Genomic DNA, 26,575 nt, shown 5'->3' with positions numbered 1-26,575 from the left:
GTCAACGACCTCAAGGGAGACAACTAGAGCAAAAAACGGAAGAGTCCCCCAGTCGCGCCAACGACCGAGGGACCAGACCAAACGGGATGCAACCCGTCCAGCATTTTCTTCAGATGCAGAAAGGACTCTGCGATGTCTATCTTAGTGGACCCATCAGGTCCGGATGACGTGTTCCGCAATCGGTATGCCGCGTTATCGACGTTGACGCTTCGTCGGCTTGTTGCGCGGCATTCGTCGATCGGCGGGCGTTGCGATGGTTGCGGTTTCAGTGTTTCGGAGCTTGTTCCGTTGTGCCCGGAGGCTGCGGCCGCGTTGCATGAGTTGACGCACCGTGAGGGCCGGGGAACATCTGCGGTCGTGTTGCCGCAGTTCAGTACTGACGATCTTCTTCGGGTTGCTGCTTCGCATCATCCTGATCGGGTTGGTCGGTGCGCGCGGTGCGGGTTCGTTTTCTCGTCGGAGTGCGATGTGTGCCCGACTGTGCGAGCTGTTCGTGTGGAGTTGGAGGTTCGGGGTGTGGTGCCGATTGTTGGTGCCGAGCCGGGTAAGGGTTTGTGCGCGGGGAAGTCACGGTCGTGGGAGATGGATGGGCGCACGGTGGTGGAGTGGCGCCGCGCGATCTCCTCGTGTGAGGCGTGCCCGTTGTTGGCGCAGTGCCGTATAGATGCGGCCGCGGCCGTGGAGCGCGGTGATGGTCCGCAGCGAATGATCATGGCGGGCAACGCGTATGACAGTCACGGCAATATCGTCGACGGTGAACGCTTGGGCCTGTACGAGTCGTTGACGACAGCAACGCGCCGTCGCAGGGATTCGGAGGTGGCCGCGTGAGGGCCGCGGTGCCGCCGCCGACGGTGTTGGCGTGCGCGGTCGATCCTCAATCGTGGGATCTGGATGAGGGTTCGTATCGCGCGGGTGTGGATGCGCAGGCTGAGTGTTTCCGGTGCCCGCGTTTGGCGGATTGCCGGAAGGAGTTGTCGTCGATGGTGGCGGCGGATACTCCGCCTCGGTCGATGATTTGGGCGGGTGTGCCGTTCAGTCATCGTGGCCGGCCGATTACCTCGGATGCGGTGTTGCGTTCGTACTATCGGCGGGTCGACGGGCATCGCGGCGCTTCTCGTGGGAGCGCTGCGTGACCCCGATAGTGGGGTCGTTCGCTCCGGTCTTCACGCCGCCGCTCAACACATCGATATCGGATGAGTCTGCGGCGCTGATCTTGAGGACGTTCGAATCAGCGTGGTCCATGTACGGGATCCTCGCCGACACCCACGGCCATGTGCCGGTACGGGACCGCTACGACCGGTTGTGGATCCTCGTCGAAGTCGCCGGCCGCCTGCGTAGTCGCCGCACCTTCATTCACGATCACCCGGACACCGGTGACTCACCGGATGTGTACGGGTTGATCGACGTGGACTCCCGCGCAGTTCTTCATGCCCGCGATCTGATCGAAGCCCACGGCCCGTTGAGGGTCGACCCCTCAAATGCCGCCGTCTTCGCACCTATCCGTACCGGTGCGACGGATTCCGCACACCTTCACCCCTGCACATCAGTCTCGTTCGACGTCACCCGATTGGACTGCCCCACATGACAACACACCGCTTGCTCGACGAACTGAACAACCCCCACCGTCCCCTCCCGGACATCATCTACGGGATCAGTACCGGGGCCCTCCCCTCCCCCGCCTCGACCGGCCTTCCCGCCGAACGATGGCAATGGCTCGCGGACCTCCTCACCCACCCGCTCTGGGGAATGACCGCGATCGTCGACGGACTCGACCACGTCTGCGCCCCCGTCGCCCGACTGTGCCAACTCACCGCCCACCCCATCCACCCCCTCAACGTGCGAGAACTGTGGGCCGCAGAACAACTCCCCACCACCGAACTCATCGCAGCGCATACACCGCACGAGGACGGTCACTGGGAAGTCCTCAACACCGCACTGGAGCTGATCACCGACGGACTCGACCACTGCAACGGACTCGAGACCTCCGCGATCGAAGCAGTCACCTCAGCATTCACCGCCGTCATCACCGCACAGGACCCTGCCACCGCCCGCACGACTATCACTGCTGCCGTCGAACACTGGATTCATCCCACACGCACCGCCTCATCATCGGTTTCCACACATTTGGGGGCAGCATCATGACAACAACACCGCATCGATCGCCGCTGATCGAATCCATGATCAGCACCGCCTCCACAGCGCTCCTGAAAGAAGTCGGCATCACCTTCCCCACCGACGCCGAGATGGCCGAAGTACGCCAACTCGCCGAAACAATCGTCCGGGACACCATCGACGCACTCGCCGGCCCTCGCGAGTTGTCGGTCGGGTTGCGCGACAACCTCATCGACGTGGCAGATCTCGTTGCCTCCGATCCGGAAACGGCGTCGGTCGATCAGATTCACGAGGTCGCGGTTGCGCTGCGCGGGCTTCTGGATCTGCACATCCCCGTTCGAGCGAATCATTCGTGATTGCGCTCGTTCTCGCTGTCGCGTTGGGGTGTGCAGGTGTTGTGGGAGCGGTGTTTTCGCTTCGCACCACACGTTCCTGACATTAGACACGCGACAGATCCGCACATCGGAGGCCGGCGTCCGTCACAGACCGCCAGCGGCAACTGCTCTCGATAAACACCCGGCCTGACCCGAACACCGCCGAAAAGAGAGGCCCCGCCACCACCCAGCGTGACATCCGAAAGGCCTTGACACACAACTCCATAGACGCAGTCCAGAAACGACGAAACCCCCTTACGGGGGTTCGCCACACACTGAGCCAAATCAACAGCAAAGCCATGCCCGGCTCGCTGTCACTGATGAAGCCGAAGTAACCGCTCCGCCTTCTGTACTGCACTTCTTCACTCACATGAAGGGATTTACCTGTGCCTGGTACATCTCAGGGTAACGCACACCCTGAACCAGCTTCAACACTTCCACACAACACAATCCTCGACCGCTCACCCTCAACGCGCCACGCCTCGATCTCCGATGACGAATGGGCCCACGCCGTACAGCAAGCCACCGAAAACGTCGCCCGCATCGAAACACTCAACCGAACCAGCAACCAACGCGGAAATTCCTGGTCCCTCCCCATCCCCGACGGCACCTACAGCCGTACCCCGACCTGGACCAGCCGCACACACTGGCAACACCAAGTCCGCACCCTCCTCAACTGCCCCACCGGCACGACACTCTGCACAACCCACACCATCAGCACCGAAGCCGTCTTCGCTGTCGCCGTCGTCCACGCCTCCCTCGCCGAAAGCGCAACCGGACGCTCAGTGACCGCCTCACGTGAGACCATCGCCCGCCGTGCAGGAGTGAGCACCTCCACCGTCAAACGCGCCCGCCGAGTCCTCACAGCCCTCGGAGTCGCAGTAGAACTCGTCCGCGGTCGCTACCTCAGCCGCCTTGAAGCCATGGCCGCAGAATCACACCACGGCTACCGCCAATTCCGTGCAGCCTCCACCTGGGCGCTCACCACACCCCGCCCGGTAGCAACGACCGTCACCCCTCCCTTCACAAAACCCAGAAAACCTTCCCGAGCCACACTGCGCACCAACGCATACCGGTCCAAAACCACCACACGGAACCATCCACAATCCGGTCACCGTGACCCCCTATCCCCCTCCGGGGGATTTGCACTTAAAGCTCTTGCTTTCAAGATCTCACCAACGCGCGCACAAACGCACGCGGGCAAGACAACACACCAACCAACAACCACACCCCGACCCCTCCACCTCCAACGCGCAGCAGCCGAACTCATCGCCCACGCACCAACACTGAAACCAGCCGGCCACATCGGAGCAATCTGCGACACCCTCCAACAAACCGGAATCGACACCACCCGATGGACCGGCCGCGACATCGCACACCAACTCACCACAGACACCCAACAACGAGGCTGGTCATGGCCAAACCACATCCCACGGCCGAGCGCGTTCCTGCGTTGGCGAATGACCCAACTGGATTGGACCGTCAGCTCGCCGACGGAACGAAGGCTCGAACACGATCGCCTTCGGCGCTCGGAACAATCCCAACGACGCGCAGAATTGCGAAAGCGCGATGCGAGCAGAGCGACGGAAACAACTCGAATCGAAATCGTTCGAACCTTCCAAGCAACTCAGACCCCTTTCCGTCGAGTACTCACGACGACCACGCGTTCGGTCTTTCATGGTGGGCACACGAACTGAGCGGCGATGTTCGCGGATCGTCTTGCTACCTCGCGCTCTGTCTGGCTCCTGCACCTCGACGGTGAACCTGTCGGAGGTCTCTGACAGGCTCGTTCCCAAGGTCGAATTCACGGGGGAAGTAGGCGGGGGATGGATAACTTGGAGCAGTGGGCCGAAAAGCGTGGGCCTTTGATTGCCATCGCAGAGGCAGGCGAACTCGTACGTTCGCATCTGGCCTCGTGCTCGAAGATGAGGGTGGTCATCACCGGAGAGTGCCGCGAACTGAAGTCATTAAGGTCCGGTTGGACCATGGAACTCGCGGTCCCCGTTGACCGAGCCGTAGTCAGCATCCCTGTTCAGTTCGACCGCGCAACGACAGACGCAGTTGGCCAGTACCTATACCGTCACACACAGCGAAACTTTCTCCAGCACTTCACCGTAGGAGCCGGAGTAACCATCGCCGGCGACCTCACCTACCATCCCGCCACTCACAGACTGGTCTTGCAGGCACGGCAAGCACAACCCGAGAAAACAATTCAAGGCCCAGTGAGTGCCGCCGAGAAGCTGCACCTCACCGCCGTGCAGCAGCTGACCCATCGTGGCGACATTCCCAAGGGTTCATGGCCCGATAGGCTTGAACGTGTCACAGTCTTGTCTCCCGACAACTCCAAAGCAGTCACAGACATTCAAGCGGTCATCGAAAATAAGGGCAAAGGAAGCATCCAACTCCCAAAGTTCACGCATGTACCCGTCTCGATGAACCGCCACACTGTTGCAGAAAAGCTCGTCAAGGCCCTCGCAGCTATAGAGCAAGGAAGCGCCGACCTCATCCTGATCACTCGCGGCGGAGGCCACTGGACCGATCTCTGGTCATTCAACGATCCGGAACTCGCTCGTGCCATACACCAATGCCCGGTACCGGTCATGGTTGCGATCGGACACGCCGCCGATCACACAAGCAACGCGGAACGTCTTGCAGTAGATCACTTCTCGACTCCAACAGCTTTCGGACACGAACTCGTCCGCAAGCTGTTCGCAAGGAACGGGGCGCGAAAGCCACGCGCCGCAACAGTGCCTGCGCCCGCCTCACAAACCGCAAGCGCACAAACACAACTCGACGCGCAGTGTGAACGCTGCCGCGAACTCGAACAAATGAACGCGGTGAACTCCTCACACGCGAAGGAATGGCGCGGCGCCTTCCTCAACGAACTACACGCCAGCGGCACCGCCCGAGTAAAGAATCACTGGGCAACGGCCGCGCTCATCGCAACACTGGCCGGCGTTATAGCCGCCATGATCGCCACGGCCAGGTCCGAGGACCTGACTGCACCCACCGTCATCCTCGTCGCAACAGCAGTCATCACGGCCCTTTGTTGGCGGCACAGAAGACAGGCAGACGCCCCGCCGCGACCCACTCGAACACGCGCAGTGCCTGTTGACGCCATCGAATGGATCAACGCAGCAAGGAAAGCCCGCACTCCGCGACGACACAGAGCTGTCTGGGCGCAGGTCCCTGCCACTCTCACGAACCCGTGAAACCACCCACTTCGACAGCCCGCGCGAGCAACGCCACACATGGATGGTTCAGGCCGTGGCCTTGTCCTTGCCGAGCTGCGAGACCCGCGAGGGGGTGATGCCCAGCATGACGCCGATCTCGCGGACAGACAGACCGCGCTGCCGCAGGTCGTGGACGACTGCACGCGACTGGCGCGAGGCTTCGTCGACCGCTCGCTGAGCGGCTGCGTTGAGCTGCTTGACTTCCTCGATCTCGCGGCGTGCGGCCGGATCGAAGTCGTAGTCGAGGGTGACCTCGAACTCGGCTGCAGGAATGTCGGTGAGCAACTCTCCCGCGTCTGCGACCATCGCCGGGATTTGATCGAGACGTCGGGCCTGTGTGAACAGCCCGTCGACCTCGGGGACGTCCACCGACCACCAGTCGCCGGATCGGACTGCGTGTGCTGTGACCTTCATTTCGTCCCCTTTCCGTGTCTCGGTCATCACGAGCTGCTTGCGAATTGCCGTGGCGGTCAACTCGGGTATTTTCCGAGTGCCGGGCGACAACGGTGCGCCGTCCCCCGACCACACCTTGGTGTGATTTCCGCCTTCGGTCTCATCGATCTCGAGCCCCGCCTCCTTGGCGAATGCTCGTATCTCTTTGAGAAGTTCTGTTCGCTTCGTCATTAGAATATGTGTACCCCCCTACACATTTCAAGCAAAGGGGGTACACACTTTTGTTTCTGCAGTTCAGAGGTAAGTTTCACGCAGTCACCTGCGCGCTATTCCGCAGCACCTCGACAATAGGTGTCATTGCCAGGCGAGGTTGACCCGACCGGCCGGATTGAGTGCCCAGCATTCACTGGAGAGCAACCAGTCCAGCGGGGGCCGCACGGTTGCATAGTGGATTTTCGTCGCACCTGTGACCTTTGGCCTAGTCAATTCGTACTAGTGCAACCTTCGGGGGCATTTCCCCTCCGCTCGAACGTGATCGAGGTCATCTTGTCGCAAATGTTCGGTTACCGCTTTTTGCGATACCGTCAGTTACATCAAAGTTGGTTGCGGCCGATGCAGCCTTCGCGTCACAGGAGGTTTCCATGTCCCGTTCACGTATGGCAGTAGCTGCGCTGTTGGTACCGGTCGCGGCCGGTGCTGTCGCTCTCCTCGGGGCGGGTGTCGCTTCTGCCGCTACGCCGTATTCCGGAGACGGTTATGTCGGTGTTCGGTTCGATCAGAACGAGACGCGTTTCCTCGCCGACACCAACGCCGCTGATTTCCTCAACGCCATCCCCGGCGAATACTGGGGCGTGTATTCCGGTGATGGCTCGATCTACAACAACGGGACCATCGTCCGCGCCACTATCGGTCAGCTGGTCGACGAGACCGCCAACCACCAAGGTCAGGTCTCGTTCAGCGTGAACAACCCCGCGATCTGGACGAGCACCGTCGACATCGTCCAGGAGTGGTGACCAGGTCCATTTTGTACGTCCAGGGCGGGGTGAGCGCGTTGCTTCCCGCCCTGCACTGACAAGGGAAAACCGCCGACATGAAGCCAAAAAACAGCCAACTGGTTGCATCGGCAGCGCTGGCCTCCGTGCTGCTCCTTTCGGGCTGCACCGAGACGGTCTCCGGCGCTCCGGTCGCCACGACCGTTGCCCCCACGTCAACCGAGTACAAGACCACCCTGGTTCCGCTTCCTGGAGTGGACTATCAGCGGTTCGAATGGCCCGGAACCGACACCCAGATCCTCATGCCCCTCGTGGACGGTTGGCAATTCCTCTCCAATATGGATGAGGAAACCGATGACGCAGAGGGACCCGTTCTCTCCAACCTGACAGGTCTTCCTGAGGGCAGCATCGCTACCGGAGCAATCGCTTTCGACAACTGGGAGAAAAAGTACGCCAAGGACGAGGAGCAGGCCACCGTACAGGCGTACCAGAGCCTGACTCGGCTGAACGACTTCACACTGGTCGAGAAGAAGAAGACCAACGCCAGCGGATGGGACGCGACGGTGGGAACTGCGACCTGGACCCTCAAGGATCCTGGCGTGGACCCCCGGCACCTCTTCATGACCTTCGCCATCTACTCGCGGATGGAAGGTGGACGGGCGAAGTCCTTCACAATCATGGCCCAGGACGATTACGGCGATATTCAACAGGTCCAGGACTACAAGTTGAAGCTCGTCACCACCCCACTGTTTCAGTGACGGGACCGGCAGCTCGGAGATTCGTACATGTTCGCGGTCTAGGTGGCCGGCGCTTCGGTGATGGCGTCTGCAGTGACGAGCATGCCGATTTCGACGCTGTTGGTTCCGCCCGCATCGGTGACGTTGGGTGAAAGTCGCCGTCGGAGCAGGGTGACTGAACGTAGCGCCGCCCGCTTACTTCATCTTCATACGATTCCTCGCCGCCGCAAGCGTCTGATCCACGCAGAGAACGACCGCCCGCCATTTACCGTGGGCGTAACGTCGCAGAACGTATCGGCCTCATTCAAAACGTGCAGCATCGCCATCGCGCCGTCCCGCTGGCGGAAGCTTATCCGCGGCGATCGCTGTTGACGTGTTGCGGACTGGGATTGAACACAGTGCATAGTTCAGTGCCTGGTTTCAAATGGTCGGAGCCCATCTGATTGAAATTTGGAGCAATTCGATTGAAAGTGCCGCCGCAATCGGATAACGAGTGGTACCTAAAATACTTTTGCCTCTAGGCATTAGACCTCACTGGCACGCAATTCGCATACGGCTTGGCGTGGGATCCCTAGTTGGGAGAATTCGATCCACTTTTCCGCAGTGACGGGTTGGAGCTGTAAACGATGTTCTATCAGAAGAATGTCGAGCGCTTCTCGCGCGGATTCAACAGTGGAAATATTTGCATACCTCGCAAGAACTTCCACCGATGATCCGTCGATAGTGGAGGCATCAGCACCTATATATACGGGGATAGATCCAGCAGCGGTCACCAGTTCGACAATTTTGCGCTGAACTTCGTCCAGGCGTGTTTCGCCAGTGGCACGTCCCGAAGAGCGGGGTGACTTCCGCTCCCGGGACGGCCAATGTTCTGCGCAGTCAAGGCAGACTTCGAAAAGCCTGGTCACGAACATGGTTCTACGCTAGTTCGTGTTATGTCTAATGGACATGACCGCTAGACGTGCACGGTCAGGCAGGGACGCCCCCAGGATTGATAACCGCCGTTGACGTGAGCCCACGCTTCGGCGCAGACAACGCCGGCTCCTCGGCCGGATACTGCCAGGTAGGGTGCTCCCAATGTCGGGGAGTTGATGTCGATTCCTGGCCCCCAGATATGAATATGCCCGAAGAAACCCTTGCATTCGTAAACATATGCCGAGGCCGACCAACTCTGCGGACCGCCGAGCACATCGAGGTTCGTGCATCCGTTGCGCCCGCCCGCTCGTGGCGCGATCACAGTCGGATCTGTGGGGTCTGCCGGCTCCGTCGCTTCGACCTCGGGGTCGGTGGATACTGTCGTTTCGATTTCCATCTCGGCAGGGTCGGCGGGAATCGGTGGTGCCTCCGAAATTTGCGAGGAATCAGTGGGCTTTACTGGTACTTGTGGTGCTGCGGCGGCGATAACGGTACCGGTACCTACCGCGAGAATCGTGGCCGCCGAGATCACCATCCCCTTGGTCCACAGAGTCATCTTTCGATTCAGTTTGTTCACGGTGTCTCCTCAAAAGGGTATCGATTGACATGCCTTTTCACGTTCAGGCGCTGGAAATCAAACATGGAACTATATGCGCGGCGCTGAAAATAGCGCGCCTACGAATTCGGCGGCGATCTGAAATCCCTCTGTGGCGAATCAGTCACGTCTTCGAGGTTTCATGTTCTCGATGGATTGTTAACGTACTGAATGGTCTCATACTAAATCGAGAAAAAGTCCGTAACATTTCGATAACGAAATACAGTTGACGTGTTTGAGTCAATTCCAAGCGTTGGATCGACAATCTTTCAACCTTTAGGTGGTTGCATTTGGAAACTCATACTTTCGATTGATTGCCGACCTAGGACTGCAATATCGGATCGACGACTAGGTTCATCGTTTCCTATGTTCCTTTGTGAATCGTTTTGGCGGCCGTCAGCACTCTAGATGTTTTGCTGCGGTGGACTTGCGTAACCGGGTAAGTTTCGAATCGCTCATACGTACACCGCAATGTTTCGAGTTTGCCGCCGCGGGTCTTGACGACAAACGCGCTCTGCAGTTGCGACCAGGACGGGACAGACTTCCCTCTGCAGCCCTGTCTCCTAATCGTTCGTTGTCGAGACAGTTTCAGGCGAGACATCGTGGAGTCCTAGGGGAATTCCCAGTGCAGCCAGCCCTCGTCGATGCTCGGAACCCAACTACGACAAGGGTGTCCATGGTCGAGTGAGGAAACGAGGTCCTTCAGGAGCGACGGCGGATCGCATGCTCGGGTGATGACGGTAATTCGGTTGTTGTGGATCGTGGTGGCGATCATCGCTAACGCTCTGGGTGTGTTCGTGGCGTTGTGGTCGATACTCGAGATCACCGATTGCGAGATCGGGCTCTCCCTGCCGTCGGCGCAGTGCAATCAGTCGATCTGGGATTATTTCGGGTGGTCGGTTATTCCTGTTCTGGCGGTGCCGGTGTTGCTGTGTTTGATTCCGGCCGTGGTGCCGCGGCCCTGGGCCGGCTGGTTTGTTGCGGGATTGCTGCTGGTGATGTCGGTGGTGGGTTTCTTTTCGGCGTTCACGTCGTCGTCGCCGGAGTTGCTGTCGGTCGTGGGTAGTTTCCCGGCTGCGTTATTGGCGGTGTTGCTAGCGATTGTGTTGCAGGTGTTCAGCATCGGTCGGACACGGTTGACGAGGCAGGGCGCTGGGCCGGTGAATGTCGAAGCGTCCGGTTCTCACTGATCTTGTCGGGTTTGGCGGATGACGGGTCGACGGTACTCAATGGTGTTGTGAGCTTCTACGAGGGCGAGCCGTCCCACTCCCTTAGCGTGATCGTCCATAACGGTGAGGAGCTATCCGTTTCTTCGATGTCTCTGAATCGGCCGTTGCTGAGGCATCGAAGGCTGAGACACAGTGGTGCTTGCCGCTCACGTGGGTGCCGGTCCGAAATCGATGGCAGCGGTTACCGAACCGTATGGGCGCCGCGGCCAATGTCGACAGATCGATGCGCAGTTGAATGGGCTGGCCCGGATTCTGCGGCTACGCGGTGGTTCTCGAGGGCGCAGGAGTGTTCGACACGCACAGCAACGTTGCTACACCAACGTCGAAGCCAGCGCACAGCATGGGATACCACTGCGGCAGCCGTGAAGACCCACCTCGATCGTGTCCGTGATCGAAAACTGCATGCCCAAGCCATCCGCCAGCGGTCAGCCGCGCAGCACCCTGTGCCGGCAGAATGCTCGCACCGACATAGATCGCCGCCGTCGCCAACACCGCAATCCACTCACGGGTGAGCGCAGCCGAATCCGCAGTACGCCCCAGGTGCGAGATCGGATAGACAACTGCAGCGCCCACCAGCCCCGCGGCATAGACCACTGTTCGTCGTGTCGGATTCCGACGAGAGATTGAACGGTCTGCGGCGATGCTCAGAAGGCCACCGGCAGCAAAGGCTAGGAAGCGAACGTGCGATCTTTGGCTCACTCGTGCGTTCATTGAGACCACTGAATCAGAACGGTGAATCCGTCGCACGGCTTCGCCGCCGATTGATCGTTTGGATAGCTACGCGCATATTCGGATGTCTCTCATTCGTTCGGTTCTGAGGCACCGAAAGCTGAGACAAGATCGCCGGGCGCCGGCGGTGTAGCTGCGATTCCACCCAAGTTGAAAGGCCAGAGCTGTCATCGCGATGGGACCGGCCCTCTCGACGTGAGAAGTACGAGACGAGTGCAGGACAATCCGAGTCGTGGCAGGGTGCTTCCTGTGAGCAATGAACGTGGTCCCTCCCTGGCAGTGCAACATTTCCGCGGCATCCCCACCAACGAGATCCCCGCTGTAGTGCCGCTACGGCTGGTTCTTGCACAGACCGACGCCATCGCGGTGTGGATCTCCGGAGCTCTTGTCTACAGCACGTGCATGACGTTTTCTATCGAAGCGAGCGTGCAATCGACCGACCGATTCCTCGGAATGTACGGGTTCGGCAAACCCGAGTCAGGCCACACGCCTCCGATGTTGCTCGGATTCGAAGACGCGCATGGAACTCTGGCAACAAATCTTCCCGGCAGACGAACGGGGCTCAGTGCCAACGGCGGCGGCGGAAGCGGCGTCCACAACCGGACCGGACTCGTCCTTGCCCCGGTTCCTCCTGCGGGCGACCTTCAGGTGTACTTCGCATGGCCACATTTCGGCCTAGACGAAACAAAGCACGTCCTCGACGCCGGGGAATTCGCGTCAGCTGCAGAGCAGGTGGTGACCTTATGGGACGAGGTTGATCCTGCGACGGCTGCGCCGATCGACATCAACGACCGCACGACTCCGGAGATCGAGATCCCGTCATCGGGCTGGTTCGCCACAGCCTTCGAGTTGCAGAAGCCTCCACCGCCGGATCCTAATGCGCCACGACGCGTGAACTTTGCCTTCGTGCAGCAGGATTCGCCGAACGCTTGATTGGCAGATGCGAACGAAGCCACTCGGCGCGTGCACCGATTTCTCTTGCTGAGCGATAGTCGACCCGAACAGAATCTGTGCCGGGAATCGGGATGCGGCGTTCACGCCGGGGGTGCGATTCACCCAGCCCAGAACAGCCGTCAGTGCTGGGCAGGGGCATAGGGTGGTACTACCCAAGAGATTTGCACTGTCCGACTCGGTTCGGGAGGCTGCACGATGGCGGTTCAATGCATTCGACTCGATAGCGACCAACGCTTCAAATTGAAAGTCGCGATATTCGCTGGTGTAGTCCTGGTAATCGGATTGCTGGGCGTATTCGCGAGCAGCGTGGATGGTCTGAGCTGGGATTATGCTCACACCGCGGTAGGACAGCCATGGTTCCAGCGGTACAGCTCCATCGCGGGAATCATCATTGTGTCCGCGTGGATCGTGGCCGCGGGCACGGCATTGTTCGTGCGGTTCGCCAATCGAAAGGGTCGGCGCTCGCGGCGAGGTTAGAGACCAAAGATGTCAGCTTCATCAGACAACTGCACTTTTCAGAAGACCACTGTGCTCTATCGCAATCCGATCTCCACCCCAGGCCCGCAGCGGCACAGGACTGGCCTGGCACGGCACAGGCGTGTGTCTCGGTCGGCTCTTCACTCAGCCAAGCCTCCGGACTTTCTCGACAACCCGGGTGAATACGTCATCGAACTCGGGCTGGGATTGCTTGCCTTGGTATCCGAGGACCACCACCGTGTACTTGTCGACTGTCGCGTACCCGAGAAGGACCTCGGTGTCGGACCAGTCCGGGTTGTCTGGATGGCTGACCTCATGCAGGATTCCGGCGTCTTCGCTGATGAGAGTCGGAGGAAGATCGAGCCGCTCCGTCTGAATCGTGCGCTGGGACGTGCCGCCGAAGCTGGTTGAGGTCACGCTGTAGGACGAACACTGCCCGGTGTGCGCCTCGATCACCCGGGGCACATCTGTATCTGTTTCACTGACCAACGTCACTTACGTACCGCCACTTGCGAGGAGTGCGCCACTGGCGGAACCGTTCTCGATCAAACCGGCGCGGGCGTCGTCGGCGTACAGGCTCTCCTTCTCGCATTGGGCCGGATCGAAGACCGGGTTCATGTCCAGTCCGATCCCGTCGCTGGGTGCGTGGATATTGAGGTTCAGGATCATCTGGTCTTCGCGATCGAGTCGCTCGACCTGGCTGCCTGCGGGCAGCTCCGATACGTCGGGCAGCAGGCCCGCTCGAGCAATGCCCGGGTCGTCTGAGGGCCTGGCTTCCGGTGTCCCGCACGCCGCGGTTCCAAGTAGTCCGACCATGACTACCGTGACTTCCCAATTCCTTGAGATTGTGTTGCCCTCTCAGTCTTGTGCCGAGGTGATCACCACAGCGAGTAACTTTCTCACCAGCCCCACAGAAGACAGAAGATTGTTGACTGCACGACGAGGGCCAGATGCCGCTGACTTTACTGTGCGTCTCTGCGCTGATCGCCTACCCTGTGTCAGTTTCAGAAGACGACTGCACGCTCAACGGAAGCTCCATCACCGAGCCCTTCCGATATGACGGCAGCGCCATCAGATTCGCTGATCTGTCGGGTGCGCCTAATCGAATCTGCCGGGTCTATCAATCGATCGAATGAGAGTGACGCGGTCAAGCAGTGCATAGATATGCTTGGTACGCAGTTTGCCCCGATCTTTCGGTCGCAGGTGCTGGCTACCCTCACTGTCGAGGTTTCATCTCGCTACTGTTGGGTTGTGGGAATCGGACGTCGGATCGCCGCCGCTGTCGTCCTGGTATGCATCGGGTCATTCGCTGTCTATTTCATGCGAGTGGAGTCTCGCACTCTGCCGAGTCTCCCTGACGCGATCGTCACTCACGATGTCACGTGTGAGGCACCGAATGTACTCGGGGCCATCATGACTGACCCCGTACGTGAGGTGCCTGGAATCCCATCAGCTCCGGATGCGGGTGCCGTACCGAAGGACTTCGCGGCGGTTCAGGTTGTCACGTGCAGTGAGAGTACCGATGTCGAAGGCAGCGACCCGCTGGTACGCGTGGTCGACGAGACGGTTCGTGGAGGTGATCTTTCAGAGCTCATGGCTGCGGTGTCGCAGCCTTCTCGGCCGAAGTCTCCGTTCAGCAGGCGTGATTGCAATTTCAGTCTCGCTCGCCAGCCTGTCGTGTGGCTGGTTGACGCGCGGGGCAATGGGTTCCGTCCCTCAATCCCGAGCGATCGTTCTTGCGGGATGCCCAGTGCTGCACCGTTCGCGGCGATCTATGAGCTGTCGGTCGTCGATCACTCGACTTACACGGTCCAGGCGTACTGAACCGTGTAGTTCACTAGGTCAGTTCGTTGCTTGCACACGGCGATTACACGCTGTGACCTATCCAGCGCTCGTACTGATCTGCTGGTGCCAACTTTGGAAAGAACTCGCGTCGCAGCTCAGCGATGAGTGGCAGATAGTTGTGCCCATCGGTAATTGCCGCAGTCCGCAGTGCGTTGAAGGCTGCCGACAGTGGATCTTCCATGTTGGCGTCGACCAACGCGCGGTGGGCGATGAGCGCAGTCGTCGCTTGCTTCTCTCAGTTGTCGTCGGTGGTCCACATTTCGATGCGGGGTTCCGCGAGGAAGGTATCCCAGACATTGGCGCCGGTCCGACTGTCGAACGGGTACGGCAGTGGATCGTCGTTGTCCAACGCGTCGAGTCCGGCGCGGATCCAGTCGATCTCGGCGATGCCGGCGATCGTGTACGCACGACGCGCTGACCATGCTGCGATTCGCCGAAGCTTCGGCGCTCGACATCGAGCAAGAGCGTCGACTAGCATCCTGTCGTGGCCCGCAAACTCTCGGGCGTATGGCTGGCCTTGTAGTTTGTCGGTGGGTGGCCGTCCACCCCATCGGATGGCTTCTTCCTTGGCCCACGTAGCCATCTGCTCGTAGCCGAATTCGAGGTAGAGCGTTGCATCTCCCGCCGGATCAGGATCCCAGAAGTTCCGAACCGGGTGGGTCACGATCTCGTCGTTCCAGGCGGTGTCGGTCTTGCGGAGTCTGCGCATGGCAGCGGGCTGGGTCACCTTCCACACCTGTACCAAATATGATTCCGTTGGTTCAGTTACGGTGAGGTCCCAGTTGAGGTCGCGGCCCTGCGCCGATACGCGGAACGTGTGCATTCCCTTGGCGATTGGGACTTTAGCGAAGTCCGGCAGCAGTTCCCCATCCGTAGTGATGGCCCGGACAGGTTTGCTGATTTTGACCGTCGCTTCTTCCACCACCTCCCACTCGACAGAAGAAGGATCGAGCTCGCCGGGCTCGTGGTCCAATACCTCGATAGCCAACGAGGCAGGGCCGTAGGCGATCCCGGTCATGATGGTGACAAAGTTTGGCCCTACCTCGATCACACTGCCAGTCTCCGACGGCTCGTACGTCTCGGCTGTCGGTGATCCGACGACAAACTGATGGCAATCGACAACAGCGGTCCCGGTCTGTTTCACCCTTGGAATCTATCGCAAAGTTCATGGTACGACCCTGGCGCTCCGTTGCAGAATTCATGGATGCAGCGATCGCTGGGGTCTGGGAGTGTTCGAGAATCGATCTTGGTCTCAACAGGTCAACGCATCACTACTTTTCGAGTAGTCGTACCCGCTCGCAGATCGTGGGATGTCGGTGACGGGGTCGCCGGTGCGGTTGTAGTGCCGGTGACGGTAGGTGAGACTGATCGGGAATCCGTCGGCGGGTCTCCGGTGTCGCGAGTAGTAGAGAACGCTGTAGACGGACACCACGACGAGTATCCCGGCGATCACAAGTAAGACGAACGCCGCGACGGCGTTCGTCGGCCGCAGTCGTCTCCCTTTGCGCATGCACGATTACGGCCAACAGTTGGTACGTCCGTCGGGACGTGACCGAGGCACTGCTCGGTGTGTTGCGCGCGGTTCGGTGCGCGGCCTCACTTCTCTCATTTCGAGAGGATGCTGTTCAGCGCGTCGAGCAATGCACCGACTGCGGGAATTCGGGTCGAACTGGCCGCTCGCAACGAACGTGTCACGGCCGGCTCGGTGGGTAGATATCGCACGCCTGCCGTTTTCGCTCGCGCGGTGTCCGGAACTAGTGCGACAGCGAGCCCCGCTTCGACGAGGGCGAGTTGAGTCGAGTAGTCGGACACCTCGTATCGAATCGTCGGCTCGATTCCGGCCTCGCGTAGTGCATGTACGAGTGCGGAGTGTGCATCGGAACCTGTTGGGCATACTGTCCAGACGGAGGCCTCTTCGTCGGCGAGACTCGCCACCTCGCGCCGGTCGTCGGCAGGGACCGCGAGGTGCACGTTCTCGGCGTGGAGGGTGTGCACCTCGATGCCTGCTGGGACGGTCGCTGGTCGATGGTCCCAGGACTCGAATACGACGAGATCGAGGGTACGGTGCTGGAGCCTGTCGAGCAGGTCGACTCCTTCTCCGTCAACGACTTCGGGGCGCAGCAGCGGATACGTGCGAGAAAGATCTGCCAGAGCCGGAACCACCAGCCGGCGCAGCGCGCTGGCGACCGCGCCCACTCGCAGAGCTCCAGTAACGGCGGTGTCGATAGAGGCGACGTCGTCTTCGGCCGCGTCGGCGAGGGCGGACATGGCGGACGCGCGCGTCGCCAGCGCCCGCCCCGCGGGAGTCAGCCGTATCGACCTGCCTTCTCTCTCGACGAGTGAGGTCCCAGCTTCTTTCTCCAATTTCCGAATATGTTGCGACACTCCCGGTCCCGTGAGGTGCAAGGACTCCGCAGCCCGGGTTACCGATCCGTGTTCGGCTACCGCTGCGAAAATCTTCATACGATCCCACGACAACATAGAAGTAATGCTACCGTGTTTTCGGAAGAACTGACTATTAGACTTATCGGTTTGTACCTGGTTGCCTTGATGAGGTGACCAAGACCGCGATAGCAGTTACCGCCACCGATCGGGGGGTGGGCGGAAACGCGGCGTTGGTGATCGCAGGTGCCGCTTCACTTTCTTTGTCCGCCACCTTCGTCAAGCTTTCCGACGTCACCTCCGGCACCGCGGCATCTCTACGCTGTCTGATAGCGCTCGCAGCACTCGTTCCGATGGCTCTGTGGGAACTACACCGGCGCGGGGCGATGCCAACGAAGTTGTACCCCTTGGCTATTGGTGCCGGGATCTTTCTCGGGGCCGACTATGTCATGTGGACCGCGAGCATCCTCGACGTCGGTGCATCGATCGCCACTGTGCTGATCAACGTCCAGGTGATCGTGCTACCTCTGATCGCGCTCGTCGTAGATCGAACCGCCATCCCTCGACGGTTTCTCATGGCTGTTCCCTGCATGCTGCTCGGTGTCGCACTCGCCGGCGGACTCATCGGCGGATCAGGAGCCGACAATGCGCTGCGGGGTTCCATCCTGGGAATCGCAGCCGGTGCCGCATACGCCGCATATCTGTTCATGAACCGCCGTTCCATGCAATCAAGTCCCACCCATCTGGTCACACCGATTTGCGTGGCCACAGCATCGGCAACGGTGACTGCCGGAGTTGTGTCGATAGGCCTCGGTGACCTCGATCTCGACATCTCCGGGTCTGCCTGGGGATGGATGATCGCCCTTGCCCTGCTCGGGCAGGTTGCCGCTTGGTTGTTCATCAGCGCGGGATCCCGATCGTCGGCGGCCAACACTGTCGCTGCCTTGCTCCTGCTGCAACCGGTATTGGCTATCGCTTTCGGCTTTGCCGTTCTCGGCGAACGACCCACCTGGATTCAGCTGGTCGGAGCCGCCGTCGTCGTCGGAGCCGTCTGGACCGCAACCCGAAAACCCCATCACCCTGACTCCACTTCAAGCCACGGAAGAGGCCTTCATGACCCCATCTCCGACGAGCATCGATCGAGTCGTCCTACCCACTGATAGCACCATCCCGGCCACCCGAAGCGCCGAGTACGACACCTACTTCAGAATCTCGCGCAGCGATGACGCACATGCATGGTCGGTCAGTGCCTTGACCGTCGTCACCGCCATCACCGCAGACCTCCCACGATCCACGCTGAACAACGACTCACGGCTACGTCTGCTCGACGCATTGGCAGTGGTCGTCGGCGACGCTGCCGCCGCGGCAGCCGCCGTCGCTGCACAGGAACGAGTCTCCGCGCCCACGGCCGCGCCGACGGACCACCTCTCGACCGGCCAAGACGATCGCACCCCGCAAGCACCGAACGGTGCTGCCCAACAAGCGATCACCCGATGGAAGAAAGGCCACCACCTGTTCCACCTCTTCGTCATTTCCATGAACAGTCGACTATCAGCCGTGCTCGACTCACTGGCTACCGAACAGTGGTCCGACCTCGCCGACCAACTCACCGAACTCGGGGTCCTGTACGCCGGTGCCACCGAGAGCATGCGGTACGCCTCCGATTTCTCCCCGGAGATCTACCGGGACTTCGTCCGACCGTCCATGGAACCGCCTTGGCTCGAACCAGGATTTTCCGCCGTGTTCAACCGAGACCACGACATCATGCTCACCGGAGTCAAGGTCGTACGCACAGCACTCAAGTCGGCTGAGGTATCTGGCGTTGCAGCGGATTCCGCCCGCAACGGAATGCCGTCGATCACGACGGCCTCCTCGGCGCGGCGGAAGAGCATCAGCAGTGAGTACCGCCGCAGGACCTTGACGACTGCGCGGGTGTAGTTCAGATTGGCGATGTCGGCGTACTCCGCGGGGCGGCCGCCGAGTACCTCCCTCAGTTCGGCGCGCAGCTTCTCCTCGACCTCGGGGTGGTGCGCGATCTCGTGGAAGGCCCAGGTCAAGGTGGCTGCGGTGGTCTCGGTGCCCGCCATCATGATCGACACCAGTTCGTCACGAATGAGGTCCTCGCTCATTGCCTCGTCGGTTTCCGGGTCGCGTGCTGCGCGTAAGTGCGAGAGTAGGTCTGCTCCGTCTGCGCTCTGATCGGTGCGCACCACGTGATCGACCGTGGCTCGTAGTCTGTCTGCCGCGCCGAGGAAACGTCGATCGAAGCCGGAGGCTTTGCACAGCCAGGCCGGCAAGACGGTGCGGGCGACCATGCCGTAGGTGAAGATCGGCAACGAGCGGATGATCTCCTGCACCACGTCCTTGGGCAGGCTGCCTGAGAACATCGACCGCACGATGGTTGTGAGCGTCAGCTCGAGCATGGCCTTCTGCACGATGATCTTCTGCCCGGGCTGCCACGATTCGGCCACTTCCTGCGATTCGGCGGTCATGATTTGCGCGTAGGAGGCAATCATTTTCCGATGGAACAGCGGCTGGATCAGCCGCCGCTGGCGACGGTGCAACTCACGACCGGAGGCCGGTAAACCGTTGCCGCTCAACGCATGCACGGCCTCCCACACCATGCCTTTGCCGAACGAGCGCGCGTCCTTCACCAAAACCTGGTGGGCTAGTCGCGCGTTGGTGAGGAAGTAGATCGGACGCTTTCCGATGTAGATCTTGATCACGTTGCCGCTGGCACGAAGGTCAGCGAAAAAATCAAAAGGATTCCGCATCAGTGGCCACATATGGCCCACCATGGGCAGTCTTCCTGGTGCGACCTGCATCGTTGGCGCCGGAGATGCAGATCCGACTTGTTCTGCCCCATTGAAGGGGCACTCTGTTGTCTGCTGCGCTGGCGATTCGTTGTTCATACGATCTCCGAACAGAATTGGTCCCGGTCAGCGCGATGCCACCCAGGAGCGATGGTGATGCTTGCAGAAAGGCGATGAACTGCCCGGCCTTTGGGCATACCGCTGCCGCGTCAGGTCCGCATTTCCCTCCCCGATTGGCGGCGTCGACAACGGGAGTGTTCCGTCACATATCCACCATCAAATTCGAATTTTTGTTAGTAGTTAGTGACTACTAACTACTACTCTCGGCGGGGTGAGTAAACGTGAAGTCAAGCGAATGACCGCCCAGCAGCGACGCGAACAGCTGCTCGCTCTGGCAGCCGAGGAGTTCGCCGCAGCTGGCCTGCACGGCGCGTCGATGGAATCACTCGCCCATCGCGCGGGAATCTCGCAGGCCTACATCTTTCGGCTGTTCGGCACCAAGAAGGAACTGTTCCTCCAAGTCGTCCAGCGTGCGTTCACGCACCTCATCGACGGAATGGACCGTACAGCGGCAGACACCACAGGACCCGAGTCGGTTGCCGTGATGGGCGAGTACTACAACAACAGCACCCTGTCGAACCGCACCGAGTTGCTGGTACAACTGCAAGCCTTCGCCGCATGCGGTGACCGCGAGGTTCGCGATGCGGTGCGCAATCACATGTCCGGAATGTGGACGGCGACAGCCGATCACACGGGTATGCCTCCGGTGGCGGTGAAAAGTTTCCTCGCCTACGGCATGTTGCTCAACGTCGCCGCGGCGCTGGACATCGACGACCTCGACACCGAGTGGGCGCGCGGCATCCGCACCCGCATCCATGCCGGACTGTTCGATCATCTGACCGAGGAGAACAACCAATGAACGCCTCCACAACTCCCGAGACACACCCCAACGGAACCACCAAGCGCGGCGACACCAACATGGTGGCGGCACTGGTCTTCATCGCATTGGTGGTCGCAGCAATCGGAAGCTTGGGAGCGCCCCTCATCACCTCCGTAGCCGAGGACTACGACGTTTCACTGTCCACTGCCCAATGGACGTTGACCATCACACTGCTGACAGGCGCTGTCGCCACCCCGCTTCTCGGCCGCCTCGGTGCCGCCCACCGGCGGCGAAAAGTCGTCCTCTCCACTCTGACCGTCGTGGCGCTGGGCAGCGTGGCGACCGTCGTGCCCGCACCGTTCGTCGTGCTCCTGCTCGGTCGGGCAGCACAGGGGATCGGATTGGGCCTGACTGCACTGATGATGGCCACCGCCCGCCAACACCTCCGGGACCGCGCAGAGGGCACGATCGCAATGCTGTCCGTGGCCTCCACCGTCGGCATCGGCGTGGGATACCCCATCGCGAGCTTGTTGGTCCAAGTTTGGGGCGTCCGCGCGGCATACCTACTCGGTGTCGTGGTCGCAGTCGCCGCGCTGATCACCGCCGTCGTTGCACTCCCAGCTGACAGTACGGCCGCACCGGCCAAGGAGTCGGTGGACTGGTGGGGAGCGTCCCTTCTCTCCGTCGGTCTTGTTGCGGTGCTTGTATTTACGAGCCAGTCGAGCTGGTGGTCGATCAGGCCGATGGTAGTCGTATCGGTCCTCCTCGGCGGGGCAGCGGTGTTGGCCGTGTGGGTCGCCGTCGAGCGGAAAGTGGCGCATCCGCTGGTGGATCTGACCGCGCTGCGGCACCCGGCGGTCGCTGGCGCCAACCTGATAATGTTCGTCTCCGGTATCGCCATGTACTTGCTCTTCACCCTGATCACCCGCTTCGTTCAGACTCCCCCGGAGGTCGGCTACGGTTACGGGCTCAACGAGGTCGAGGCGGGCTTGGTGCTGGTCCCGTTCTCCGCGCTGGGTTTCGTCGCAGGACGTGTAGTGCCCAAGGCGCGCCGCAAGGTCAGCCCATTTGGTCTACTCATCGCCAACGGTGTCGTTATCGCCCTCGCGTGTGTCCTGTTCGCCACCGTCCGCGACATGGGCGTGGCGTGGCCGATCGCGATCATGGGGTTGTTGGGCTTCGGTGTCGGAGGCTTCTCCGCCGTGATGCCCCAGGTGATCCTGGCAGTCACACCCTCCGAAGAGACCGCGGCCGCGATGAGCGTCAACCAGGTTGTGCGTTCGGTCGGCTTCTCCATCGGTAGTGCCGCCAGTGGTGTGATCTTGGCCGCGCACACAGTGACCGGTTCCTTTTCCCCAACCAACTCGGGCTACTCGACCGCAGCGTGGACCGCATGCGCTCTGGCACTCCTCACCATCGTGCTCGCTGCTGGAATCAATGCCTCTCGGAACAACCGGCCACCGTCGCAGTGAAGAACCGAAGAAGCAACACAGTGACCGCCGGGAGATAGCATCGCGCTCGCCGTACTTCCGACGAAGTCTTCTTCACCGATCCGCCGTTTTGGCCATCGCGAAGAGAAATGAACTCCCGAAACTCTGCTGTCCACGGCGCTGTAGCGCGTTCGGCGTCCTTTGTCAGAAAGCGATCGCAGCGCACGCACCTCGGCGGCCGTGTTCGGTGCCTTCTGGTGAAGAATTTGCATAAACGCAAACCATTCGTCAGTGAGACTCGTTGCCGGTGAAGGGTATCCGGCACGTCAAAACTTCCTCGTGAACCTTCTTCAAGCAGTCTGCTGTACCGACTCAGCGACGACCCGGCAGGTTGACTGGCGGTGTGCAGTATCTGGAACGTGCACTATCTCCACATGCCCGTGACATCGGTTCCACACCAATCGAATAGCTTGTTCGTTGAGAATCCACGACATTCAAAGCCGTTACACAAAGCCGCCACAACACCACCCAACTGACCGTCGGCAGACCGCTATGCTCGGCGCCATGGTGATCTCGGTACTGGGTGCAGGAATGATCGGCGAAGCCCTCATGTCGGGCCTGCTGCGCGGTGGACACAAGCCCGAAGATCTCCTGTTCACCCGGCGATGACGCTCGCCGTCGACGGACCCCCGTTGCAACTCCCGCGCTGCAGCGCCCCAGCTTCAGCGGACGTTCCCGGAATGACCACGATGCACCAAACGGCTCGGAGTCATTGCCGCACACCGGTAGGTTGACGCCATGGACGAAGCGGCCAGACCGGCAGGTGCTCGCAGACCACGCACCCTGTCGTGGATCGTGGTCATGGTTGCTACCCTCACAGCACTGGTGCTGCTCGTGCTGGCGCGGGGCCATTGGTGGCCACCGGGAAACGACTGGTACTTCACCGCCGCAGCGGCGGCACTGCTTCTCTTGACTACCGGATGCATCTGGGCAGTCTCCACGATCATCGCCCTACGACACGATCACCGAGGGGCGTGGTGGATGCTCGCCTGGCCACTGGTGACAGCACTCGGCGTGATCGTGACCCTCGTCAGCGCCCCACAGTTCGACAATGACCGTCCGCAATTTGAGGCCATCGCCCGGCGACTGCTCGCCACCCCGGACTCCGACACGCTCGACAGTCAACGGATCGGCCGCTTCGAAGTAGACCGTGCCTACGAAATGCCCACAGGCGAAGTGTATTTCACCGACGCGCGGCGGGGCTTCACCAGCGAGTCGGGCTGGGTCTACTCCCCCAGCCACCCCCCGGGTGGCCGTGACGGCGACCTCACCGTCGAAAATCTCGGCGGGCCCTGGTACCGCTACCAACTGGTCATGAACTACTAGACCAGGAGGCAGGACCGGACTAAAGGCATCCGCTAGATACGTCCTCGCCCGGGTGGATCAATTCTTCGAATGCGGTCCGCCGGTTCGCCCGGATGCAAGCGTTGTCGGAGTTCTTCAACCGCTGCCCGGTCCAAGTCGGCATGGATCGCCCCAGCTGCCCAGTCCCACAGCGGGGTCGACCAGACGTAATGGGGCACGCCCCATTTCGGTTCCCAGCCTCGCGCGCTTCGCGGGCGCCGAGAGAGCATCGCGACACGGTTCGACGCGTCGAAACCCCCAGAGTCCATTGAACGGATGCTGTCCGGGGTGAAATCGACAGGCACTCGCACCGTCAAGTGTTCGTCAGTCACATTGTTCGTGAACCACTGCACTTGCTCGCGTTGCGCGGCAAGATGCTCCTCTCGAAGCAACAGCTGGCGCTCCTCCTGCGTGACGGCAGGCCCCTCCCACTCGAACAGTTCCTCATCCATTGTTTCGCCGACAGCAAGGTCGACGAACTGTGAGCCTTGCCCGACCGCTTCGACGCGGTAGCCGAGCATCTGTCCTTGGCGAGCTCCCCGTCGTTTCAGCTCACTGAGCAGAGGTGTCGCGTTACGGGCTGCGTCGTCGCAGGGCGCTGGATCGGGCACCTTTCGCGACTCCTCCTTTATCGGTGATGCGGTCCCCGCCCAGATTCTGGACAGGGACGACCACATCGAGGTTGTGCGGCGTTAGCGGTCGGCGGGGATCACGGGTTCTGACTTGCTCAAAGCATCAGCGAACGCATTGATGGTTTTGGTGTAGCGCGGGTAGCTCTTGTTGGCGCCGTAGTCCCAGAGCACCATCTGTCCGGCGTCGACACCCGAGAGGGTGCCGAAAGTGGGGTACTGGTCGGAGAGTTCGGACAGCTGGACATCGGCCGCGTTCGCGACGTCGTGGTAGATGAACATCAAATCCGCGTCGACGGTGGTGATGTTCTCCCAAGAAATTTTTTTCCAGTAACCGTCGTCCGTGGCTTCCGGCCGGTACATCGCCAGTCCCCAGCTGAGGTAGTCACTGAAGTCCGGATCTGCCGTCGGGTCCAGGATGTAGGCAACATCGAGCGGCCAGATACCCATCCCGATCACGTCCTTCTTCTCGGCTGCGACCCGCCGGAAGTTCTCCACTGCCGCCTCGAAGTCGGCTTTGATTTCTGCCAGACGGCCACCATCGATGTTCACACCGAGCGCTCGAGCCAATTCTTGGTAGTTGTCGATGGTTTTTTCGGTCGACGTCGTCTCGAGCGTGACACCGAGGGTGGGAGCGGCGCTGTCGAGGACATCCGACTTCGTGGTGTCGCCTTTTGTTGTCAGCTTACCGAATTGCTCGAATCGCGGATTATATTCTCCGACAATCAAATCAGGAGCCAATGCGAGTACAGATTCGACGCTGATCGACCCCCATGCCTCGCCCACCGACTGCACCCCTGTCAGGTCCAGGCACTGCAGGATCGGGCTCTTGTCCATCGGGGTGGTGGACCAGATCGCGGTCGGCTTGATGCCGTACGAGTAGAGCGCTGCCGCAGATTCCTCATCGGCGATGATGCTCTCGGGTTGACGATCCAGCGCGATGGTGCGGCCGCGACCGTCGGTGAAGATGAACGGCCCGGATGCACGATCGATCGCGGGCGTGGCGTCGCTGTCCGCGCATGCTGCTGGATCGGATGTCAGATCGATTGCTTGATCCGTATCCACTGGTGCGGAACCGCATCCCGCCACGACGGACAACGCCATTCCTGCCGCCGCGAAGGCGAGTCCTTTTTCGCGTAATCCTCGCAGCGTGAATCGTCCCTGATGAACGCCGAACATGTGTTGAGTCCTCAATGTTTGTAGGAAAGCGAATGCCTGAACAGCCCATCGGCAACCCCGCCGCGGCAGCTTGAGGTTAGCCTTGCCATGCTATTGGCGCTATGCCTCGAAGGAGACACACATACTCCCGACACGACACACGGTCTGTCTCATCGGAGGTATCTCGCTACGGAAAGGACAAGTTCAGAGGCAATGACTACGCCGGAAAGGACTATTGGCGATTTCCATGTATTCGAGCACAACGTCGAAACGGTGACCTCGTTCGGTGCCCACCGACACCGCGAGCATCAGATCGCGTGGATGCGCCAGGGCCGCATGCAGATCGACGTCGACAACCGGCGACTGCACCTGCATACCGAACACATGATCTGGCTACCGAGCTACCTCGTACACGAGATGACGATTATGACCGCCGGCGCGCTCGTCAGCGCATACGTCCATCCCGAGCTTTCGCCTGGTGGGCAACGCTGGCAACGTCCGGTTGTCGTCACCGCACACCCACTAGCGACCGAATTGCTGACTTACCTCACCGGGAGCGCGGTCCACGACGAACATCGTGAACAATGCGTACAGACGCTCTTCGGCCTACTCGAACGCGCCCCCGAACGCAAGGACATTCTCGCGCTCCCACACGATCGACGCGCACGAGCCATCGCAGCCGCGATCCTCGACAACCCCGCAGACAACCGAACCCTGCAGCAGTGGGCACACGAAACCGGCGTCAGCACGAAAACACTGATGCGCGCCTTCTCCGCCGAGACCGGACTCTCCTACACGCAATGGCGAACGCGAGCACGCATGCACTCCACCCTCGAAGCGCTCGCCGCCGGACAAGCGGTGGCTACCATAGCCGCCAGCACCGGATACTCCACCACCAGCGGATTCATCGCAGCATTCCGAAGTGTCTTCGGTACTACCCCATCCGCATACGCCCGCACTCACCGCCAGTAGTCACACCGGGATGGTCCGCAGACTTGTGAGCCCCCAGCGTTTCCTGGCGTTTGCCATGGCAACATCGCACTCGTGAAAGTTTATGGCGCGAAAGGGATTCCGCGAAATACACGTGTTCGACCACAACATCAGCCCCCGCCGCGAGCGATCTCATGGACCGCAAGTTCACTCGTGAAGAGCCGGACAAGCAGGGGGCGCTGCCGATCCCGGCTGAAATACAGAAAGTGCTGCCGAGCAGCCACACCGAAGATACCGGTGCTGCACCCGAACCGGAGAGCACTCATGGCTGACCATGCTGCGGCCCGGCCCTTACCCCACCCGC

General features: G+C 60.7%; 27 protein-coding genes and 1 pseudogene. 16 read left to right on the top strand and 12 right to left on the bottom strand.

What is annotated here, in order from left to right; all coding sequences use genetic code 11:
• Nucleotides 1–516: 516 nt before the first annotated feature.
• The 5 genes from GJB56_RS29835 (at nucleotide 517) to GJB56_RS29815 (ending at nucleotide 5,698) form a co-directional block, all read left to right on the top strand.
• Nucleotides 517–828, top strand: coding sequence for a hypothetical protein (locus tag GJB56_RS29835; protein ID WP_154606722.1), 312 nt, complete (start codon nucleotides 517–519; stop codon nucleotides 826–828).
• A gap of 301 nt (nucleotides 829–1,129) precedes the next feature.
• Nucleotides 1,130–1,585: a hypothetical protein gene (locus tag GJB56_RS29830; RefSeq protein ID WP_113683841.1), complete on the top strand. Its 456-nt coding sequence runs from the start codon at nucleotides 1,130–1,132 to the stop codon at nucleotides 1,583–1,585.
• Nucleotides 1,582–2,142, top strand: a complete 561-nt coding sequence (locus GJB56_RS29825) for a hypothetical protein (protein WP_113683842.1) — start codon at nucleotides 1,582–1,584, stop codon at nucleotides 2,140–2,142. Before GJB56_RS29830 ends, GJB56_RS29825 begins: the two co-directional genes overlap by 4 nt.
• Entirely contained in the window at nucleotides 2,139–2,468 is a 330-nt protein-coding gene (locus GJB56_RS29820; RefSeq protein WP_113683843.1) for a hypothetical protein, read from the top strand. Before GJB56_RS29825 ends, GJB56_RS29820 begins: the two co-directional genes overlap by 4 nt.
• A gap of 1,844 nt (nucleotides 2,469–4,312) precedes the next feature.
• Nucleotides 4,313–5,698: an exodeoxyribonuclease VII large subunit gene (locus GJB56_RS29815; protein WP_113683845.1), complete on the top strand. Its 1,386-nt coding sequence runs from the start codon at nucleotides 4,313–4,315 to the stop codon at nucleotides 5,696–5,698.
• Between the two features lie 48 nt (nucleotides 5,699–5,746).
• On the opposite strand, the gene GJB56_RS32020 is transcribed toward GJB56_RS29815, so the two are convergent.
• On the bottom strand, nucleotides 5,747–6,343 hold the full coding sequence (locus GJB56_RS32020) for a hypothetical protein (RefSeq protein WP_326839314.1): 597 nt from the start codon (nucleotides 6,341–6,343) through the stop codon (nucleotides 5,747–5,749).
• Between the two features lie 410 nt (nucleotides 6,344–6,753).
• Between GJB56_RS32020 and GJB56_RS29805 the strand changes: the two genes are divergently transcribed.
• Nucleotides 6,754–7,125, top strand: coding sequence for a hypothetical protein (locus tag GJB56_RS29805; RefSeq protein WP_154606721.1), 372 nt, complete (start codon nucleotides 6,754–6,756; stop codon nucleotides 7,123–7,125).
• Nucleotides 7,126–7,202: 77 nt separating this feature from the next.
• Nucleotides 7,203–7,862 carry a hypothetical protein gene (locus GJB56_RS29800; protein ID WP_113683847.1) on the top strand — a complete coding sequence of 220 codons (660 nt, stop codon included), beginning with the start codon at nucleotides 7,203–7,205 and terminating at the stop codon, nucleotides 7,860–7,862.
• A gap of 934 nt (nucleotides 7,863–8,796) precedes the next feature.
• Here the strand turns inward: GJB56_RS29800 and GJB56_RS29795 are convergent.
• Nucleotides 8,797–9,333 (bottom strand): hypothetical protein, encoded by a 537-nt coding sequence (locus GJB56_RS29795; protein ID WP_113683848.1) that lies wholly within the window; start codon nucleotides 9,331–9,333, stop codon nucleotides 8,797–8,799.
• A gap of 779 nt (nucleotides 9,334–10,112) precedes the next feature.
• Between GJB56_RS29795 and GJB56_RS29790 the strand changes: the two genes are divergently transcribed.
• Nucleotides 10,113–10,541, top strand: a complete 429-nt coding sequence (locus tag GJB56_RS29790) for a hypothetical protein (protein ID WP_230091248.1) — start codon at nucleotides 10,113–10,115, stop codon at nucleotides 10,539–10,541.
• A gap of 297 nt (nucleotides 10,542–10,838) precedes the next feature.
• Here the strand turns inward: GJB56_RS29790 and GJB56_RS29785 are convergent, their stop codons facing one another.
• Complete coding sequence (locus tag GJB56_RS29785) at nucleotides 10,839–11,279, bottom strand: hypothetical protein (RefSeq protein ID WP_230091247.1); 441 nt, start codon at nucleotides 11,277–11,279, stop codon at nucleotides 10,839–10,841.
• 279 nt (nucleotides 11,280–11,558) lie between these two features.
• Between GJB56_RS29785 and GJB56_RS29780 the strand changes: the two genes are divergently transcribed.
• Nucleotides 11,559–12,242: a hypothetical protein gene (locus GJB56_RS29780; protein WP_154606720.1), complete on the top strand. Its 684-nt coding sequence runs from the start codon at nucleotides 11,559–11,561 to the stop codon at nucleotides 12,240–12,242.
• Nucleotides 12,243–12,884: 642 nt separating this feature from the next.
• Here GJB56_RS29780 and GJB56_RS29775 read toward each other — a convergent pair.
• The 5 genes from GJB56_RS29775 to GJB56_RS29755 form a co-directional block, all read right to left on the bottom strand.
• Complete coding sequence (locus GJB56_RS29775) at nucleotides 12,885–13,157, bottom strand: hypothetical protein (RefSeq protein WP_154606719.1); 273 nt, start codon at nucleotides 13,155–13,157, stop codon at nucleotides 12,885–12,887.
• A gap of 78 nt (nucleotides 13,158–13,235) precedes the next feature.
• Nucleotides 13,236–13,556 carry a hypothetical protein gene (locus tag GJB56_RS29770; protein WP_113683854.1) on the bottom strand — a complete coding sequence of 107 codons (321 nt, stop codon included), beginning with the start codon at nucleotides 13,554–13,556 and terminating at the stop codon, nucleotides 13,236–13,238.
• Between the two features lie 1,264 nt (nucleotides 13,557–14,820).
• The gene (locus GJB56_RS29765; RefSeq protein ID WP_230091246.1) at nucleotides 14,821–15,729 is read right to left on the bottom strand and encodes a transposase; all 909 of its coding nucleotides are present in this window, start codon (nucleotides 15,727–15,729) and stop codon (nucleotides 14,821–14,823) included.
• Between the two features lie 108 nt (nucleotides 15,730–15,837).
• A complete protein-coding gene (locus GJB56_RS29760) occupies nucleotides 15,838–16,095 on the bottom strand; it encodes a hypothetical protein (RefSeq protein WP_113683857.1) in 258 nt (85 codons plus the stop codon).
• Nucleotides 16,096–16,190: 95 nt separating this feature from the next.
• Nucleotides 16,191–17,066, bottom strand: coding sequence for a LysR family transcriptional regulator (locus tag GJB56_RS29755; protein WP_113683858.1), 876 nt, complete (start codon nucleotides 17,064–17,066; stop codon nucleotides 16,191–16,193).
• Nucleotides 17,067–17,140: 74 nt separating this feature from the next.
• On the opposite strand from GJB56_RS29755, the gene GJB56_RS29750 reads away from it, so the two are divergent.
• Nucleotides 17,141–18,127 (top strand): DMT family transporter, encoded by a 987-nt coding sequence (locus GJB56_RS29750; RefSeq protein ID WP_230091245.1) that lies wholly within the window; start codon nucleotides 17,141–17,143, stop codon nucleotides 18,125–18,127.
• A 39-nt stretch (nucleotides 18,128–18,166) separates the two neighbouring features.
• Here GJB56_RS29750 and GJB56_RS29745 read toward each other — a convergent pair whose 3' ends face one another.
• Both GJB56_RS29745 and GJB56_RS29740 read right to left on the bottom strand, forming a co-directional pair.
• Nucleotides 18,167–18,499 (bottom strand): hypothetical protein, encoded by a 333-nt coding sequence (locus GJB56_RS29745; protein ID WP_162793439.1) that lies wholly within the window; start codon nucleotides 18,497–18,499, stop codon nucleotides 18,167–18,169.
• 147 nt (nucleotides 18,500–18,646) lie between these two features.
• Nucleotides 18,647–19,792, bottom strand: coding sequence for a cytochrome P450 (locus tag GJB56_RS29740; RefSeq protein ID WP_268248337.1), 1,146 nt, complete (start codon nucleotides 19,790–19,792; stop codon nucleotides 18,647–18,649).
• 343 nt (nucleotides 19,793–20,135) lie between these two features.
• On the opposite strand from GJB56_RS29740, the gene GJB56_RS29735 reads away from it, so the two are divergent.
• From GJB56_RS29735 to GJB56_RS29720, 4 genes and pseudogenes are all read left to right on the top strand, one after another.
• Complete coding sequence (locus tag GJB56_RS29735) at nucleotides 20,136–20,699, top strand: TetR/AcrR family transcriptional regulator (RefSeq protein WP_113683860.1); 564 nt, start codon at nucleotides 20,136–20,138, stop codon at nucleotides 20,697–20,699.
• Complete coding sequence (locus GJB56_RS29730; protein ID WP_113683861.1) at nucleotides 20,696–22,132, top strand: MFS transporter; 1,437 nt, start codon at nucleotides 20,696–20,698, stop codon at nucleotides 22,130–22,132. The genes GJB56_RS29735 and GJB56_RS29730 overlap by 4 nt, the downstream gene beginning before the upstream one ends.
• A 510-nt stretch (nucleotides 22,133–22,642) precedes the next feature.
• Nucleotides 22,643–22,756: pseudogene (locus GJB56_RS29725) on the top strand (pyrroline-5-carboxylate reductase); the annotation flags it as partial.
• 195 nt (nucleotides 22,757–22,951) lie between these two features.
• Nucleotides 22,952–23,476: a hypothetical protein gene (locus tag GJB56_RS29720; RefSeq protein WP_230091243.1), complete on the top strand. Its 525-nt coding sequence runs from the start codon at nucleotides 22,952–22,954 to the stop codon at nucleotides 23,474–23,476.
• A 32-nt stretch (nucleotides 23,477–23,508) separates the two neighbouring features.
• Here GJB56_RS29720 and GJB56_RS31505 read toward each other — a convergent pair whose 3' ends face one another.
• Nucleotides 23,509–24,105 carry a hypothetical protein gene (locus GJB56_RS31505; protein WP_195849645.1) on the bottom strand — a complete coding sequence of 199 codons (597 nt, stop codon included), beginning with the start codon at nucleotides 24,103–24,105 and terminating at the stop codon, nucleotides 23,509–23,511.
• Between the two features lie 81 nt (nucleotides 24,106–24,186).
• Nucleotides 24,187–25,302, bottom strand: a complete 1,116-nt coding sequence (locus tag GJB56_RS29710; protein ID WP_113683863.1) for an ABC transporter substrate-binding protein — start codon at nucleotides 25,300–25,302, stop codon at nucleotides 24,187–24,189.
• Between the two features lie 252 nt (nucleotides 25,303–25,554).
• Between GJB56_RS29710 and GJB56_RS29705 the strand changes: the two genes are divergently transcribed.
• Nucleotides 25,555–26,253, top strand: coding sequence for a helix-turn-helix domain-containing protein (locus tag GJB56_RS29705; protein WP_195849644.1), 699 nt, complete (start codon nucleotides 25,555–25,557; stop codon nucleotides 26,251–26,253).
• Between the two features lie 152 nt (nucleotides 26,254–26,405).
• Nucleotides 26,406–26,543, top strand: coding sequence for a hypothetical protein (locus GJB56_RS29700; protein WP_154606717.1), 138 nt, complete (start codon nucleotides 26,406–26,408; stop codon nucleotides 26,541–26,543).
• The last annotated feature ends 32 nt before the right edge of the window (nucleotides 26,544–26,575 follow it).

The organism is Rhodococcus sp. AQ5-07, from assembly GCF_009707305.1.
Classification (GTDB): domain Bacteria; phylum Actinomycetota; class Actinomycetes; order Mycobacteriales; family Mycobacteriaceae; genus Rhodococcus_F; species Rhodococcus_F erythropolis.
Note: the sequence above shows the minus strand (reverse complement) of the source record. Positions and strands in the feature narration are given on the sequence as shown.

Excerpts from the sequence above, each read along its gene's own strand:
- GJB56_RS29825 (WP_113683842.1), top strand. The coding sequence starts at position 1,582 with ATGACAACACACCGCTTGCTCGACGAACTGAACAACCCCCACCGTCCC.
- GJB56_RS29820 (WP_113683843.1), top strand. The coding sequence starts at position 2,139 with ATGACAACAACACCGCATCGATCGCCGCTGATCGAATCCATGATCAGC.
- GJB56_RS29815 (WP_113683845.1), top strand. The coding sequence starts at position 4,313 with ATGGATAACTTGGAGCAGTGGGCCGAAAAGCGTGGGCCTTTGATTGCC.
- GJB56_RS32020 (WP_326839314.1), bottom strand. The coding sequence starts at position 6,343 with ATGACGAAGCGAACAGAACTTCTCAAAGAGATACGAGCATTCGCCAAG.
- GJB56_RS29805 (WP_154606721.1), top strand. The coding sequence starts at position 6,754 with ATGTCCCGTTCACGTATGGCAGTAGCTGCGCTGTTGGTACCGGTCGCG.
- GJB56_RS29800 (WP_113683847.1), top strand. The coding sequence starts at position 7,203 with ATGAAGCCAAAAAACAGCCAACTGGTTGCATCGGCAGCGCTGGCCTCC.
- GJB56_RS29770 (WP_113683854.1), bottom strand. The coding sequence starts at position 13,556 with ATGGTCGGACTACTTGGAACCGCGGCGTGCGGGACACCGGAAGCCAGG.
- GJB56_RS29760 (WP_113683857.1), bottom strand. The coding sequence starts at position 16,095 with ATGCGCAAAGGGAGACGACTGCGGCCGACGAACGCCGTCGCGGCGTTC.
- GJB56_RS29755 (WP_113683858.1), bottom strand. The coding sequence starts at position 17,066 with ATGTTGTCGTGGGATCGTATGAAGATTTTCGCAGCGGTAGCCGAACAC.
- GJB56_RS29745 (WP_162793439.1), bottom strand. The coding sequence starts at position 18,499 with ATGACGAAGAGGTGGAACAGGTGGTGGCCTTTCTTCCATCGGGTGATC.
- GJB56_RS29740 (WP_268248337.1), bottom strand. The coding sequence starts at position 19,792 with ATGCAGGTCGCACCAGGAAGACTGCCCATGGTGGGCCATATGTGGCCA.
- GJB56_RS29735 (WP_113683860.1), top strand. The coding sequence starts at position 20,136 with ATGACCGCCCAGCAGCGACGCGAACAGCTGCTCGCTCTGGCAGCCGAG.
- GJB56_RS29730 (WP_113683861.1), top strand. The coding sequence starts at position 20,696 with ATGAACGCCTCCACAACTCCCGAGACACACCCCAACGGAACCACCAAG.
- GJB56_RS29720 (WP_230091243.1), top strand. The coding sequence starts at position 22,952 with ATGGTTGCTACCCTCACAGCACTGGTGCTGCTCGTGCTGGCGCGGGGC.
- GJB56_RS29710 (WP_113683863.1), bottom strand. The coding sequence starts at position 25,302 with ATGTTCGGCGTTCATCAGGGACGATTCACGCTGCGAGGATTACGCGAA.
- GJB56_RS29700 (WP_154606717.1), top strand. The coding sequence starts at position 26,406 with ATGGACCGCAAGTTCACTCGTGAAGAGCCGGACAAGCAGGGGGCGCTG.